General features: G+C 34.9%; 12 protein-coding genes. 7 read left to right on the top strand and 5 right to left on the bottom strand.

Annotation, left to right across the window (positions count from 1 at the left end; genetic code table 11):
- The first annotated feature begins 111 nt into the window (after nucleotides 1-111).
- Nucleotides 112-1386 (top strand): metallophosphoesterase, encoded by a 1275-nt coding sequence (locus ACICPZ_RS03175; RefSeq protein WP_209473146.1) that lies wholly within the window; start codon nucleotides 112-114, stop codon nucleotides 1384-1386.
- A gap of 27 nt (nucleotides 1387-1413) precedes the next feature.
- Here ACICPZ_RS03175 and dnaA read toward each other — a convergent pair whose 3' ends face one another.
- A complete protein-coding gene (dnaA, locus tag ACICPZ_RS03170; protein WP_010962298.1) occupies nucleotides 1414-2796 on the bottom strand; it encodes a chromosomal replication initiator protein DnaA in 1383 nt (460 codons plus the stop codon).
- Between the two features lie 326 nt (nucleotides 2797-3122).
- On the opposite strand from dnaA, the gene ACICPZ_RS03165 reads away from it, so the two are divergent.
- Entirely contained in the window at nucleotides 3123-3860 is a 738-nt protein-coding gene (locus tag ACICPZ_RS03165; RefSeq protein WP_264373658.1) for a glutamine synthetase, read from the top strand.
- A 9-nt stretch (nucleotides 3861-3869) separates the two neighbouring features.
- Here the strand turns inward: ACICPZ_RS03165 and ACICPZ_RS03160 are convergent, their stop codons facing one another.
- Nucleotides 3870-4490: a hypothetical protein gene (locus ACICPZ_RS03160; RefSeq protein ID WP_264373657.1), complete on the bottom strand. Its 621-nt coding sequence runs from the start codon at nucleotides 4488-4490 to the stop codon at nucleotides 3870-3872.
- Between the two features lie 175 nt (nucleotides 4491-4665).
- On the opposite strand from ACICPZ_RS03160, the gene ACICPZ_RS03155 reads away from it, so the two are divergent.
- The 5 genes from ACICPZ_RS03155 to ubiA all read left to right on the top strand — a co-directional run bounded on the left by ACICPZ_RS03155 (nucleotide 4666) and on the right by ubiA (nucleotide 12985).
- The gene (locus tag ACICPZ_RS03155; RefSeq protein WP_264373656.1) at nucleotides 4666-7731 is read left to right on the top strand and encodes an efflux RND transporter permease subunit; all 3066 of its coding nucleotides are present in this window, start codon (nucleotides 4666-4668) and stop codon (nucleotides 7729-7731) included.
- An 88-nt stretch (nucleotides 7732-7819) separates the two neighbouring features.
- The gene (nusA, locus tag ACICPZ_RS03150; RefSeq protein ID WP_070357032.1) at nucleotides 7820-9382 is read left to right on the top strand and encodes a transcription termination factor NusA; all 1563 of its coding nucleotides are present in this window, start codon (nucleotides 7820-7822) and stop codon (nucleotides 9380-9382) included.
- A 9-nt stretch (nucleotides 9383-9391) separates the two neighbouring features.
- The gene (gene infB / locus ACICPZ_RS03145) at nucleotides 9392-11716 is read left to right on the top strand and encodes a translation initiation factor IF-2 (RefSeq protein ID WP_264373654.1); all 2325 of its coding nucleotides are present in this window, start codon (nucleotides 9392-9394) and stop codon (nucleotides 11714-11716) included.
- Between the two features lie 9 nt (nucleotides 11717-11725).
- Nucleotides 11726-12124: a ribosome-binding factor A gene (locus tag ACICPZ_RS03140; protein ID WP_006279769.1), complete on the top strand. Its 399-nt coding sequence runs from the start codon at nucleotides 11726-11728 to the stop codon at nucleotides 12122-12124.
- 3 nt (nucleotides 12125-12127) lie between these two features.
- Nucleotides 12128-12985 (top strand): 4-hydroxybenzoate octaprenyltransferase, encoded by an 858-nt coding sequence (ubiA, locus tag ACICPZ_RS03135; RefSeq protein WP_182319897.1) that lies wholly within the window; start codon nucleotides 12128-12130, stop codon nucleotides 12983-12985.
- Between the two features lie 776 nt (nucleotides 12986-13761).
- On the opposite strand, the gene ACICPZ_RS03130 is transcribed toward ubiA, so the two are convergent.
- The 3 genes from ACICPZ_RS03130 to ACICPZ_RS03120 form a co-directional block, all read right to left on the bottom strand.
- Nucleotides 13762-15240 carry a UbiD family decarboxylase gene (locus tag ACICPZ_RS03130; protein ID WP_264373653.1) on the bottom strand — a complete coding sequence of 493 codons (1479 nt, stop codon included), beginning with the start codon at nucleotides 15238-15240 and terminating at the stop codon, nucleotides 13762-13764.
- A gap of 87 nt (nucleotides 15241-15327) precedes the next feature.
- A complete protein-coding gene (locus ACICPZ_RS03125; protein ID WP_264373652.1) occupies nucleotides 15328-16401 on the bottom strand; it encodes a Fic family protein in 1074 nt (357 codons plus the stop codon).
- 16 nt (nucleotides 16402-16417) lie between these two features.
- A complete protein-coding gene (locus ACICPZ_RS03120; RefSeq protein WP_007548541.1) occupies nucleotides 16418-16570 on the bottom strand; it encodes a hypothetical protein in 153 nt (50 codons plus the stop codon).
- Between the last annotated feature and the right edge of the window lie 247 nt (nucleotides 16571-16817).

Below are 16817 nucleotides of genomic sequence, written 5' to 3'. Positions count from 1 at the left end.
CTAGAATAATTTAGAAATTGTTTGTATAATTTGATTATGAATTTTGTGATTATAAATTTTAATCATTTAAGATAACCTTACTACTAATTTTTAACTTAGGTTTTTATACAAATGAATATAGCTAATATCTTTATTTTTTTAGCTCTCTCTCTTATAACTAGCTTTCATTTCGTCCATGCACAAATATTATACACATGGTCTCAAGTTATCCCAGAAAATAAACTAAGCATACGCGCAATTACGGACAATGACATGTGTCCCATTGTTTATGTTGATGGCGAGGAAACAGAAATGCTGAATCGCAGCTCAATTAACAATGGTGATCATAACGAAACAGTTTGTGAACTGACAGTACAAACAAGTGCCAAAAACATTAGTATTGAGGATCTACGGGTTCCTATATTACCAAAAAAGGTTAATAAAATTGCTTTCATTGGTGACACGGGCTGTAGAATAAATATGTTATTTCAGCAGGAATGTAATTCGGTAGATAGCTGGCCTTTAAAAAAAAATTTAGATTCAATCGCCCTTCATAAACCAGATTTAATTATCCATGTTGGTGATTATCATTATAGACAAACAAAATGTAGAAATACAAAAAAGTGTGGCGATATTTATGGATATAATAAAGAAGTTTGGTACGCTGATTGGTTTGAGCCTGCAAAGGATATTTTATCACAATCCCCTTTCCTTTTTGTTCGTGGAAACCATGAGAGTTGTGATAGAGCTTATGAAGGATGGTTCAGGTATCTAGATTCATACCCCTTTTCGTCTGAAAAATGTGGAAACTTCGTTTCTAGTTGGTCCTTAGATGCTGGACCGATGAAATTTTTTATCTTCGACTCTTCATCCGGTGAGGATATTTTTACAACCCAAAGCACAATTGATGCTTTTGAGAGGCAATTTGATAAATTGATACAAAATAGTTCTGACAAGCCCATGTGGTTTTTAACTCATAAACCGCTTTGGAGATCTCCAAAAAAAGAATTTTTGACATTAAAAAGCCATGGTAATCTTACACAAATCGAAGCTTTTGGAGATAAATTTCCAAGCAATGTTACTACCATAATTTCTGGCCACATTCATATAGCCCAGATTTTATTAATGGATAATGTTCCAGACCAAATTATAGTTGGAAACGGTGGTGCATCATTACACGCTCAAGATCAAGAATCTGTTTATCAAAATGTAGAATTTGACTATTCAAATGGTAAAAACTACTTAGCACACGAGGTTAGAAACTTTTTTGGCTTTGGCTTTGCAATACTAAATTTAGATGATCACGAATTTACCTTCTATAATCAACACAATAAGGAAATGTATTCTGCGAAGCTAACAGAAGATTTTAAACTTAAACGGATTAAAACTATAGTCGATTCATTTTAGGATTTGTTATTAGCTATTTTAAAAACGCTACTTAAACATTTTTTTTAATCGATTGATTTCATCAGCAAATTTTGAGTCGGTCTTTATAAAATTTTCTACTTGTTTTACTGCATGTATAACAGTAGCATGGTCTCTGCCACCAAAGTTTCTCCCAATATCTGGTAGGCTTTTTTGCGTAAATTTTTTGGCAAAATACATAGCTATTTGTCTTGGCCTTGCAAGACTGCGAAGCCTTCTATTGGATTGCATATCTGCAACCTTTATATTGAAAAATTCAGCTACTTTCTTTTGTATTTCTTCTATTGTGACTGACCTATGATTTGACCTAAGAAGATCGATTAGGGTTTCACTAGCTGATTCTACCGTCATACTTCTTCCAATTAATGAGGTATGGGTAACCTTATTTAATGCTCCTTCTAATTCTCTTATATTAGATTTTATGTTCCTTGCTAAAAACTCTAGGACATCTTTCGGAACATACATATTCATCTGCTCCACTTTTGCCTGCAATATACCAAGCCTTAATTCAAAAGTTGTTTCATTAATATCTGCCACCAACCCCCAACCGAGTCGTGATTTTATTCTTTCTTCCACTCCATCAAGATCACTAGGAGACCTATCAGCTGATATAACCAATTGTTTATTTTGGTCTATCAATGCATTGAAAGTGTGAAAAAATTCTTCTTGTGTACTATCTTTACCACTGATAAATTGCACATCATCTACCATCAATACATCTACTGATCTAAATTGCTCTTTAAATAACATAATATCTTTGCTTCGCAGCGCTGTAATATATTGGTACATGAATTTCTCTGCTGATAAATACACCACTTTTCTTTTTGCTGATGGGGAATTGACTATGTGCCAAGCTATAGCATGCATTAGATGTGTTTTACCAAGTCCCACTCCACCATATAGAAACAAAGGATTGCTGCCTAATATTGGATCTATAGATTCTGCCACACGCTTTGCCGCCGTAAATGCTAATTCATTTGGCTTTCCCACTACAAAATTATCAAAGGTGAACCTTGGATCCAGCGGCGAACCAAGATTATGATTACTTTCCTCTCTGTTTTTTAGTATAACATTAAAATTTGAATTCCTCTCCTCAATTACTTGAATATCAATAGAACGTATACTTTTATCTTCGCTTTGCCATAATGATAATATTTTTTTCATGTAATGAACTGTAATCCACTCTTTTATAAACCTTGTTGACACGGATAAAAGAACTTCCCCATTTCTGCTACTGACAAATTTTAGTGAACTCAGCCAGCTATTATATGTTGCTTCTCCATAAAGATTATAAAGACAATTTTGGATTTTTTCCCAAGTAACATTGTGATCCGTTACTGTAATAATCTGATCAAAAAACATAGTAGAAACCTTAGGGCTAGTTAAGTTCATATACCACACCAAGAAAAAAGCAATAATTAGAAAAATATAAGATAATCAATAGCTTACTGCAAAATGAAAAGCTAATACTACTTAATACATACTAAAAATTATGGTGATTTTTTGATGGGTTGTAAAGGGTATAAAAACATTAAAATTGATCATTTTTATTTCAAAAAAATGAAAAATTTGTAAATGTCGCTTGTATCGAGGATTAGAAGCATGCTATTAAAAACAGTAATACATTATGTATAAATAAGATGTTAAATTTACTGGCAAATAAGTAAAGTATTCATATAAATATAGCTAACCTAATATAGATTTACTGAAGCAAATTTATGATTATATTAAGTAATTTGAGTTGTTATGCTGTATTCGGTATTGAACTAGAGTTTTACATTGAAGGAATAGAAAAAGAATACTTATTTCTGAATAGCATCAAAAATAAAATAGCATCTCTTGAATTTTCTTGCGAGAAGGAGAATTCTACACATCAGTATGAGATAAAAAGTGGTTGTTATACGAACTCCTACAATTTAATTAAGCATTTTGAGTTAGCAAAACAATCACTTACTGAAACAGCACAAAAACTAGGTGGGAATGTTTCTTTTAAAGCAAAGCCTTATTTGGATAGAGCAGGCAGTGCATTAAATGTGCATGTTAATCTCGTGAATTCAAATAACGGTAACTTATTTTATATCAATGAGCAAAAGTACAGTGACTATCTGATTCATAGTATTGGTGGATTATGTGCAATGATGAAAAAACATATGTTGTTTTTTGCTCCAAATGATGATTCATATTTAAGATTTCAGTATCCGGATATTCACACTCCAACTACGATTAGTTGGGGAATAAATAACAGAACTGCTGCAATAAGAATTCCCTATTTTGGCAACGATTCCAAAAGATGCCGCCTAGAGCACCGTGTTCCTGGAGCAGATTGCAACCTTGAAAAAGTACTCACAGCAATAATTGAAGGTATAGTTTTTGGTATAGAGAACAAAATTGCTCCGCCAAATAGAGTGTATGGCATTGCATCTGATCCTCAATATAAGATGGAGAGTTTGATATAGCAACTACATCTAAAACCCTAACCCGTTAAATGGCTGTTGGATAATTGGCTGTTTTAGCACTTCCCTCACATCATTATTTACATTCCCGCACTGTAATAGCCACTCTGCAGGAGATAGTTTTCTCTCAGGTTTAGATTCTATACTAATATTTGCACTTGGTCTTTCAGGAAGTGGATTACCAAGCGCATCCATGTGTTTAGGTAAAGGTTCCATAACAATATTTGTAGCACTAGAAACGGAATGACTATCTTTAGTATCAGCGCTTTTAGAAAGTGAATTACCTTTGAAATCCATATGTTTAGGTAGTCCATTTTTCATTTCTTCTTCTGCTCTTTTATTTTTTATTTCTTCTTCTAGCTCAGTTTCAGTTCTTTTTGGTTCTTTTACGGTACCTTTTTCTTCACCTTCATCTCCTGAAACACCAGTAATTTCAGCAGGCTGTTCTTTTTTAGTTCTTATTTTATGAATCAGCGAAAGTAATAAGTAAGTAACTGCAGCAGCAGAAACGATAATGGCTATCTTTGCGGCAATGTGGATTGCTGTTAAAAATATTAAAGCTGATAAAGCTCCAGCTAATCCAGACACAATAACTTTATTTTTGCCTTTTGTTATATTTAGAATTGCCACCATAATAACCTCTCAAATACTGCTCTAGAATTATTATACAGAAATTTTCTTATACTTGCAATTTTGCAAAAATTTTAATTATTTGCGTAAAGTTTTAAAGCTACACAAGGATTAATTAATATGCAATGTATCTCGACTATAATATTGTACAAACGCACATATTCAGCTAACATTCAACATGCAGAGCTTACTCATAGAGCGAAACAGGGCGGTGGTATTATTACTTATAGTAATTTTTATCTTCGGTTCATACGTTTATGTAAAAATGCCAAGGGAAAGCAATCCTGGTATACAGATTCCTATAATCAGCGTGTTTGTTGGACTTCCTGGGATTTCTGCTCAAGATAGTGAAAAGCTATTAGTGCTTCCTATAGAAAATGAACTAAGATCCATCGAAGGTGTAAGAGAATTGAGAGCTTTTGCAACTAATGATGGTGCTCACATGATACTCGAATTTGGAACAGAGTATGATAATAAAGAAGTGCTCGATAATGTCCGTTCAAAGCTTTCAAACATAAAATCGAAGTTACCTGTTGAAGCGGAATCTCCGATAATCAATGAAATAAACTTGAGCTTATTTCCGATACTCAATGTCGGCTTAATTGGTAATTTGCCAGAAAGAGCCTTAACTGAAATAGCACGCAAGCTAAAGAAAGAAATAGAATCTCTGCCAAATGTTCTCAAAGTTGAAGTGGCAGGTATGCGTAAAGAAACAGTGGAAGTGATAGTTGAGCCCACAGTTCTAACAAAATATAACATTCAATCAAACGAAATATTCCAAGCTATATCAAGCAATAATAGACTAGTGGGAGCTGGGTCACTGGCCGGTAAATATTCGATTAAAATATCAGGGTTATTAAAAGATATAGAAGATATTATGAATATTCCTATTAGATCTCAAGGCGATGCAGTTTTGAGAATCAAAGATATAGCAAAAGTATACCCTAGGTTTGAGGATCACCAAGGATTTGCTCGCATTAATGGATTACCTAGTGTCGTGCTAGGAATTTCAAAACGTAACGGAAAAAACATAATAGACACAGTAAATCAAGTAAAATACTTAATGGATAAGGCAAAAGATCAATTACCTGAAAATTTAAAAGTGGTGTACTTAAACGACCAGTCAAAAAACGTCCGCGATGTGCTTGATGACTTGGAAAACGGCATAATATTTGCTGTGTTGTTAATATTGATCATAATGATGCTTTCTATGGGAACAAGGATTGCTATTCTTGTGGCACTCTCAATACCCGGTTCCTTTCTCATTGGGATAATAGCTCTTTACTTTATGGGTATAACCTTAAATATCGTTGTGCTCTTCAGTTTAATTATGGCTGTTGGCATGCTGGTTGATGATGCAATTGTGATCAGCGAATATGCCGATAGAAAGATGATCTGCGGAATGGACAAAGTAGAAGCTTTTTACACTTCAGTTCGTGATATGTTTTATCCGGTTCTATCATCAACGTTAACTAAATTAGCAGTGTTTTTTCCTCTATTATTCTGGCCTGATACTGTTGGTAAATTCATGCAGTACATACCAATTACAATAATCCTAACTTTGACTGGATCGCTCATTATGGCTTTGGTTTTTATACCAACACTTGGTGCAATATTTGGTAAGCCTTCGATAACTTCAAAAAAAGAAATAAAAAAAATGAGTGCTATAGAAAGTGGTGAAATAAAAAATGCTGGGCCTATAATAAGAGCTTACGTACGCATGCTAGAGAAGGTTTTGGATCATCCTAAAAAATTCGTATGTGCTACTGTATTCGTTTTGTTTTCATTTAGTGTGCTGTACTTTACTTTTGGTCCTGGAGTAAAGTTTTTTCCGAAAGTGGATTCAGATAATATTTTAATCAGTGTTAAAGCAAAAGAAAGCTTATCAGCCAAAGAACGAGATCTGATACTCAAAGAAGTGGAAGAACGCATTTTGAGCATTGAAAAAGAAATTCATGTTTCTTATGCTAGATCAGGAGCATTTTCAGACAACGTTATCGCCAGAATACAACTAGAACTTATGGATTGGCGCTTCAGGCGCAAAGCTAAGCACATACTAAATGATATAAGGAGCAGTGTGCAAGACATGAAAGGAATAATAATTAATGTTCAAGAGGAAAAGCCAGGACCGTCGGCTGACAAGCCAATACAAATTAACCTCAGCGGAAGTGTATCCAGTTTGAATTTAGCAGCAGAGAAAATTCTAGAAATTATGAACCAACCTTCATCCGGGTTTATAAATATTCAAGATAGCAGATCAGCACCTGAAATAGAGTGGAATATGAGTGTTGATAAGAGTAAGGCTACAAGCTCTGAAGTAAGTGTTGCAACCATTGGCGATTTTATAAAGATGGTTACAAATGGAGTATTGATTGGAAAATATAGACCAAATAACACGGATGAAGAAATCGATATTGTACTCCGTTTCCCCAGAAAAGACCGCAATATGAAGACTATAGACAATCTTTTTATCAATACAGTTAATGGCCCGTATCCTATGAGCAACATAGTAAAATATGCTCCCGAAAAAAAGGTAAACAAACTAAACAGGATTGATGGATTACGCACAGTGACAATCTCTGCTGACGTTGATACTGGCTATCTTGTTGATGAAAGAGTAAAGTTCATTCAGAATTCTATTGCCCAGGATTGGGACAAGGGAGTAAAAATTGATTTTAAAGGCGACAAAGAAGATCAACAAAAATCAGGAGCATTTTTGTTAAAGGCTTTTATATTAGCGATTACACTAATGATATTGGTATTAGTGACACAGTTTAATAATGTATACCATACATTTATCGTAATGACAGCAGTGTTTTTATCCACAACATGTGTGTTTTTTGTTTTCTTTCTTATCCAACAAGTTTTCGTAGTTGTTATGTGTGGAGTGGGGATAATTGCTTTGGCAGGAATTATAGTGAATAATAACATACTATTGCTTGATGCCTTTCATCATCAAATTAAGGTACACAAAAATGACATCAAGCGATGTGTAATAAACGCTGCAATTTCTCGCGTTAGGCCAATATTGCTTACCGTTGCAACCACAGTTCTTGGTTTAATACCGATGATTACCAGGTTAAATATCAATTTTTTTACGCTACAAATCACATATGATGCTCCATCAAGCCAGTGGTGGGTTGACATTTCAACAACCATAGCAAGTGGAATATTGGCTGCAACGGTTTTAACTTTATTCTTTACTCCTGCGTTGCTTGTTATACAAAAACATGAAAAAACTTGACTTAAATTAGCAATCATTTAACATTTAAGATAGTGTTCTTTGCCCGTTGGAGCTATAATTATAACTAATTACATTGGATTTATTTATTATGATTGCTAATCGTAAAAGCAGTGTTAAGCAGAAAAGTAACAAGAATAACATAGTTGGAAGCCTTGATGTAATAAAAACAGCAGGAGAGCTTTCACTTCAAAAAGGTTTAGATTTTGATGTTGTAATAAAGGCACTAGAAAGTGCTATAGAAGCAGTGGCTCATCAAAAATATGGTAGCAAAAGTAAAATTGTAGTTGATATAGATAGAAACACAGGCAAAGTTACTTCATATAGAAAACTAAAAGTTATTGATGATGAATCAAATGAAAAAGAGAATACTGAGTGTGAATCAATTACGCTTACACAAGCTAAATTAATAAAAGGAGATGCAAAAGTTGGAGATACTGTTAGTGAATTGCTCTCTCTTAACACTGATCTTGCTTCAGCAAGAATTGCCCAGCAAAAGATTGCTCAAGTAATTAAAGATGAAGAGTCAAAAAAGCAATATGAGGAGTTTAAAGATAAAGTGGGAGAAATAAGGTATGGTATTGTTAAACAAGTAGAATATTCAGATCTTATTATAGACATAAATGGCACTAGGGCATATCTTCCATTGCGAAATTTAACTGGTGGTGAATCATTTCGTGAAGGTGATAAGGTTAAAGCTTACATACAGACTGTTAAGCGCTCTGATGATGGACGTCAAATTATTCTTTCTAGGACTCATGAAGGCTTTTTGGAGGCATTATTAAATCAAGAAATACCAGAAATTGCTGACGGATTAGTGACAATTAAAGGTATAGCTAGAGATGCTGGTTCAAGGTCTAAGGTTGCCGTTTTCTCTCCCGACAAGAACATTGATCCAGTAGGTGCTTGTGTTGGAGTTAAGGGAGATAGAATAAAAACTATTATACACGAATTAAATGGTGAAAAAATTGACGTTATAAATTACTCCTCAGATTTGGGTCAATTCGTTATTAAAGCCATTACTCCTGCAGAAGTATCGAAGGTTATTATTGATGAAAATGAAAATTGCATAGAGTTAATAGTTGCTGAAGATCAATTGAGTTTAGCGATAGGAAAAAAGGGCCAGAATGTAAGATTAGCTTCAGAGCTTGTTGGATGGAAAATTGAGATATTAAGCACTCAGCAAGAATCAGAAAGGCGAAGTAAAGAACTTAGTCAATGTTCAGCTTTATTTGCTGAAGCTTTAAACTTAGAAGAGATTATGGGTCAGCTATTGGTAACAGAAGGTTTTTCAAGTGTAGAAGACATATCTAGCGCTTCAATTAAAGAGCTTGCTTCAATAGAGGGCTTTAATGAAGATATTGCAAACGAACTTCACAATAGAGCAAATAAGTACCTGAAAGCAGAAAATGATAGAAAAATAGAAGAGCTAAAAAGTTTAGGTATGGAGGATGATGTAATCAATTTAACTTTATCAATAGACAATAAAATTGCTCTTAGTAAGCATGATATTAAGACTTTAGAGGACATAGCAGATTTATCAAGTTATGAGTTTTGCAGCATACTCTCTTCCTCATCCGATAGCAAAGAAGATCTAAAAGATACAGTAGATTCAATAATCATAGAAGCACGTAAAAAGCTTGGATTAATATAATAAAATAATATGAATAATGAAGATATCAGTGATAAAAAATTAACGCTCCAAGGTTTAAGCAAGCTTAAATTAGACCTCAATTTAAACTCTTCAGCTAGCCCAAGTACTGGAGCTACAGTAGTAAAAAAAAGAAGAAAAAAATCTCATGATGCAGAAGAACATAATTTATTTGACGAGAGTAAATTATGTTCTTTAACAGAGAAAGAACAAATTTTTCGCATTAATGCTGTGCAGAATGCTGCTTTGCTGAAAGAAAGAAATCAGAGAGAAGAAAAAGAGAAAACAGCAAAAGAAGACAGCAATAAAGAGATTGACGAGAAAAATGAAGCGGACGCTTTATCTAAGGAAATAAATAAGCAAGTTTTAAGTAATACCCACTTAGTTGAACCAAAAGAAGATAGTATTGACCATGAGGACAACGATAAAAAGTCTTTTAAAGTCAACAAAGATATATATTCTAAGCATTCTAAACTGGTAATTGCACAGGCAATAGATGAAAAAACTGAACAACCCCCTGTATTTAAGCAAAGGTTTGGTATAAGAGGTAGAAAGTCAAAGTTTACTAAGGGTAAAAATATATCAAGAGAAGTTATTGTACCAGACAAAATAACTATCAGGGAGTTATCTATTCGTATGGCAGAAGATAGCAAGAGTGTGCTAAAAATGTTCAAAGAAGAAGTCGGTGAGAGTTATAGAGTAGATGATCTGGTGGATCCAGATATAGCATGTGAAATAGTGGAAAAATTTAATCATACGGCTAAACGAGTGAGCGATACCAACAGAGAAAAAGATTTATTTTTTATAGAAGGCAGAGAAAGCCTGCCTAAAAAACCTAAACCACCAATCGTCACTTTTATGGGACACGTCGATCATGGTAAAACCTCATTGCTCGATGCATTTCGTGAATCTAATGTTGCAGAAAGAGAGTCAGGTGGCATAACTCAACACATAGGTGCTTATCAAATAACGACAAAAGATAAGCAAAAAATTACCTTTATTGATACACCAGGACATGAAGCGTTCACTGCGATGCGTGCACGTGGTGCCAATATTACTAATATAGTTGTAATAGTAGTTGCAGCTGACGATGGAATCATGAAACAAACAGTTGAAGCAATAAATCATGCAAAAGCAGCAAATGTTTCTATTATAGTTGCTATTAATAAAATTGATAAATCTGAGCCTGGTGATGTAGAAAAAATAATTAATAGTTTGCCTCAATATGATCTCATCCCTGAAGGGCTTGGTGGTGATGTTATGATTGTGCCAGTATCAGCAAAAAAGAAAACTAATTTAGATAAACTAGAAGAGACGATTTTGTTAATCGCTGAATTAATGAAGCTAGAAGCAATAGAAGATTGTCGAGCACTTGGATGGGTAATAGAATCCAAAATAGATAAAGCGAAAGGAATATCAGCTACATTGATAGTTGAGGAAGGAACGTTAAAGGTTGGTGATATATTGGTAGTTGGTACAACATACAGTAAAGTACGTAGTATGGTTAATCACCTTGGTCAAAGAGAAAAAGCAGCACTACCCTCCGCTCCAATTGAAATTACTGGTCTAAATGGTGTACCAAATGCTGGAGATAAATTTGTTGTTGTAAATTCTGAAAAGCAGGCGCGTGAAATTGTTGAATACAGGCTAGAGTTGATCAAGAAAAAGAAAGAAGATTTGGGCGACAATAATTTAGATATATTCAGTCGTAATAACAGCGAAACAGAAGAACTATCTGTAGTTTTAAAGTGCGATGTAACTGGTTCTATTGAAGCAATATCAAGTTCAATTGATAAACTCGGTAAAGACCAAGTGAAATTAAATATCCTACACAAAGCAGTAGGAGGGATAACAGATTCAGATGTGCTGCTTGCAGAAGCATCAAGTGCAGTAATTTTAGCTTTTAATGTAAAAGTGGACTCAAAAATAAGGGACTTGGCAAAACAAAAAGGTATAGAAATACATACTTATAACATAATATACGAGCTCATTGACGACATGAGAATGTATTTAACTAAAATGTTAAAGCCTGTTACACGAGAGGTTCGTGTTGGTTCTGCATCTGTAAGGCAAATATTTAATGTATCTAAAGCTGGTAATATCATTGGATGTTACGTAAGTGATGGAGTCATAAGAAAAGATTCTTTAATTAAGGTAATGCGTGGTGGCAAATTGGTGCATGAAGGAAAGTTAAAAGCACTACGTAGATTTAAAGATGATGTTAAAGAAGTAGGTGTAAACTTTGAATGCGGAGTATCACTAGAGGGTAATGTCGATATTAAAGTTGGAGATATTTTGGAAGCTTATCAATTAGTGCAAGAAGAAAGGGTGTTATAGTAGCTGGATATGAAAAAGGAAATTAGAAACCTAAAGATAGCATCGGTATTGCATAGAGCAATATCAAGAGTTCTAATGGAAGGTAAGGTGTTCAATAAAAATGTAGCGGTATCTGACGTAAAATTAAGTAAAGATTTGAAAAAAGCAGATGTATATATTGTGTTATCTTCATTGAATATTCAAGTAGCTGACTACTTAGATCCAGAAAAAAGACGCACTGGAGATCCTTCTGAGAATAATTGTGATATTAACACTGTTGTTAATGAAATGAACCAGTCTGCATGGTCAATACGTAAATCTATATTGTGTTATGTTGATTTGCGATTTATACCTGAACTAGTTTTCAAGCCTGACTTAGCGTTCGATAATTTTGTTAATGTAAGCAAAATATTACATAATCACACTTAATTAATGCATTTCAATCGTTACTTTTCATTAATGAGGTTGCACAGTTTAACGGGTTTGTGGCTTGTGCTATTTCCCAGTTTGAGCGGTATTCTTTTAGCCTCAACTTCTCTATCGTATCAGGTTCTTTTTCTCCTTGTTTTGTTTACTATAGGTGCATTTTTAATGAGACCCGCAGGGTGCATAATCAATGATATCTTCGATAGAAAAATAGATGCGCACGTTGAACGAACAAAATATAGGCCACTTGCAAGTGGTGCATTAAACATAAAGCAGGCTTTAGCTTTACTTTCACTGTTACTGTCTATTGCCCTGGTAATCTTATTATTAACTAATAAAACTACACTCATACTTGGAATAATCTCAATGTGTATGATAGCTACTTACCCTTTATTAAAGCGGTATGTTTGGTGGCCACAATTGTTCTTAGGGTTTACCTTCAATATGGGATCGCTCATGGGCTCAGCAGCAATAACAAACCAGATCAGTATAGAATCCTTGCTGTTTTATATAGGATGCGTCTTCTGGACACTTAGCTATGACACCATATACGCCCATCAAGATAAAAAAGATGATGAAAAACTCGGGATGAAATCTACCGCATTATATTTTGGTGATACAACAAAATCTTGGTTGAAAAGATTTTATTTAATATCTCTTATGACGTGGCTATATGCTGGTATCTTATCATCATTAAATAACATTTTTTATATTGCTCTACTTGCTGTAGGGTTCATATTTCACCGCCAATACAAAAATTTCAATCCTGACGATCCCAGTCAATGCATGTCCATATTTAAAAATAATTCCTACGTAGGGTTGCTTCTCTTTTTTGGCATCCTTTTAGATAGAATTATCACCTAGGTCTCAAGAGTTTTGGCTCTAATGAAGTCAATAAACTCAGGTACTCGCAGAAACGAAAATTGCTTGACACCCTTCGCCAGCCCTCTTATCATGAAACTGAAGCTATTGTATTTGCTTTCGCCAATCTGCAGATTAAAAGGTAAGGATTACTTAATGTATCGGCGTCTTATGTTCAATTTTTTGCAGTATATAGATACTGTATGTCTTTACAAAACTTCATCTACATCTAGATTTTTATCTAAATAAGCTGAACGCGCTTATAAAGCGTTACAAGACATCAAAAAATGCCAATACTCGACAGAGATAGTAAAAGACTAGCTAACTCGGGGATTCTTTGTCTTTTTTTCTGCTTAGTAAATTTCTTAAACATTTGCAGCGTAAGTTAGTTGCAATTAAAAGCGGCTGAATCTCGCTTGTCAAGCGTTTAAAACATAAAAAACGCCAATATTTTAAAGCGGATAATAACCCCAGGGCTTCTTTTGCCTTTTTTTTCATTTGGTAAATTTCTTAATATTTACAGCTAAACAACAACCGTCATCCCTAAGTATCCCGCTGCTTGTTAGCGGCTGAGATACCGCGAATGAATCGCGGTATGACGGTTCGCGGCAGGATGACGATAAGCTCGTCATCCCACTACTTGTTAGCGGCTAAGAGATACCGCGGCGGTATAGCTATAGGATGACAAAAAAAGGGCACTGTGACGCACAATTATCAGTTAATGCTAATTACGGCATTATAAAAAACGCCAAACTTTTTTCTGCTTTTATGCAAGAAGTCTAGTCCATATATTCCTCCCACTTCTCCGCGACTTTCCTTACTATTTCCTCACTCATCTCAATTTTCTTTCCCCACTCTCGTTTGGTTTCAGGCGGGATTTTATTTGTCGCATCAAATCCCATTTTACCTCCAAGTCCACTTTCAGGGGAAGCAAAGTCTAAATAATCAATAGGTACACTTTCTATCATGATTGTATCACGCACAGGGTCCATCCTCGTTGACATTGCCCACATTACTTCCTTCCAATCACGTACATTTATATCATTATCAACAACGATAATAAACTTCGTGTATAAAAACTGCTTTAGAAAAGAAAGTATGCCCATAACAATTCTTTTTGCCTGCCCTGGATAGGATTTTTTTATCGACACTATCGCTATTCTATATGAGCAACCTTCCGGTGGCAGATAAAAGTCCACTATCTCTGGAAATTGATTGATAAGAATGGGCACAAAAATTTCATTGAGTGCTTCACCAAGAATCGATGGTTCATCAGGTGGCTTGCCAGTGAAAGTGCTAAGATATATCGGGTTTTTACGCATAGTAATTGCAGTAATATTAAATTCTGGAAATTGCTCAACAGAATTATAGTAGCCAGTGTGGTCTCCATATGGTCCCTCATCTTGATATCTATCCAAACTCACATAGCCTTCCAGAACGATTTCCGCGTGAGCTGGCACTTGAAGTGGAATAGTCTTACAATTTACAAGTTCAAGCGGCTTCTTTCGCAGCAGTCCAGCAAATTGGTATTCTGACAATGTTTCTGGCACTGAAGTTACCGCAGCAATAATCGTTGCAGGATCACTACCGATCACAGCAGCAGCAGGAAATTTCATATTTCTGCCTTCTTCCTTCCAACGCTTATGGTGAGTTGCGCCACCCCTGTGTGCAAGCCAACGCATTAGTGTTGTTTTTTTATCTATAACCTGCATACGATATATTCCAAGATTAAAATTATCTTGCTTTTCTTTCGTGGGTCCTTTCGTTACCACAATTGGCCAGGTGATAAGTGGTGCAGGTTCATTTGGCCAGCATGTTTGAATGGGCAGTAGACTTAGGTCCACTTCATCTCCGGTTAGCACTACCTCTTGACATGGAGCCTTGCTCACTATTTTACTTCGCATCGATAACACAACTTTCAACAAAGGAAACATTTTTATAGCATCCTTAAAGTTTTTTGGCGGCTCAGGTGATTGCAAAAATGCTAAAAGTTTACCAAGATCTCTTAGTTCATCAGGGTTTATGTTCAACCCCAATGCAATCCTCTTAATAGTACCAAATAAATTCACCAAAACAGGAATCGAATTTTTACCATTTTCTGTGACAACATTTTCAAAAATGATCGCTGGCCCTTTGTTTGACAAAACCCTACGGTGAATTTCTGTCATTTCAAGAACTGTTGAAACTTCCTCCTTAATCCTAATCAGATCTTTTTTTTCTTCTAAGGCTTTGATGAAGTCGCGTAAGTTGTTGTACATATTCCAGTTTTTAAAATTTTAAGTTTATATCTAGTTTTCAAGCACTTTATTGAAATTTGATCTATGCACTGTCTAGCGAGCTTTCAGTTAATTTGAGATCAAATCTTCATATTGCTTACTAAGTTTGTATTTCCTTCCTCTATTGGAAAAATCTACAATCTTGATAAACCCCATTTCCACCCACTTTTTACAAAGTTGCGCACTGGTACGAGGCTTAAAATTAAATAGTTCGCCAACCTGACTAGCTGTAATAGCGGAAAACTCCTGGAAGAGCTCAAGAGCTTTGCGTTGTTTAGGATCAAGCTTACGTATAAGATCAGTCTGATCAGCGTGGTATTCTTCTTTATTTATACGTTGTAAAACGTTCTCAAATGAATTTGCCATACCTTCTACGAAATACTCCACCCACTTAGTAATATCTGCTTCAGCTCGTCCCATGTAATAGTTGTGCGATGGACCTATACTGATTGCTTCATAATACGCTCCTAGATTCTTAGCATAATATTCTTCCAATGAATAAAGTCCTTTTAGGTCATACCCACCAAGGTGTAAAATTAATGTAGTCAACAATCTTGCAGTACGACCATTACCGTCATAGTAAGGGTGAATTGTTACAAATTGATAATGCGCAATACCTGCAATAATTGGGCAAGGCACTTGCTCACTGTTACGAATCCAATCAATCATACTGCTCATGAGCTTTGGTACATCCTTTGCTTCAGGTGGCATATAAATTATTGCACGTGTAAGACTATCGCGGATAACATTTTGACCATCACGATAAGGTGTTGATTTTATTTTAGATTTTCCACTTGCTATTACTAGAGCATGTAGTGTTTGAACAGCTTTCTCAGTAATGGGTATTCTCCTTGCTGCCCATTGTTCAACTTGAGTTAAAGCTGCATAATATCCTTTAACCTCATTTTCATCTCTCCTATATTTTGGAAAGTGGCTTTTACCACTTAAAACCTCTTCAATCTGTTTAGGTTCAAGTCGATTTCCTTCAATCATAGTAGAATAGTGTGTGGTATAAAGCCGTGCAGTTTCACGAAGGGACGAGAGCATCGATACAGTGAGTGGCAAATGTAACACTTTTTCTTTTGCTGCTTCAATCTTCATAAGGCAATTAGCAATTTTAGAAGTAATCGTATAATTTGGCATCGGCATAATATCTGCATTACATTACTTCTATATTATGCTGATAAAATGCAGATAATACAACATTTACACGACGCCGACCATAAACAGCAATAAATTCGGCTGATTGAGAAAGAAGTTTGTCTTGTAGAATAGCTATTTCTTTTTCTCTGCCAATTATTGGTTCACTCATATGTTTATTCCACGGAAAATTATACACAGCGGAATAAAATTATCAACTTTGTTTTACCGCCGTATTTACAGCGTGGCGGTAAAAGATAGAGCATCTCATAATTGGCTATTCTGGGGGTAGTTTGGTCACCTACATTATCAAGTCTTCTGATGAACTTTGTGACAATATACCTAATCATTGTACGTAAAGTTTGTATTCGAGGCAAAACTGACTATAAAATACACTTGATATAAATGTTTTTATATAT

Origin of the sequence: Wolbachia endosymbiont (group A) of Melitta haemorrhoidalis (assembly GCF_964273365.1) — a bacterium.
In the GTDB taxonomy this organism is placed as follows: Bacteria; Pseudomonadota; Alphaproteobacteria; order Rickettsiales; family Anaplasmataceae; genus Wolbachia; species Wolbachia pipientis.
This window is presented reverse-complemented; position numbering and strand designations above follow the sequence as displayed.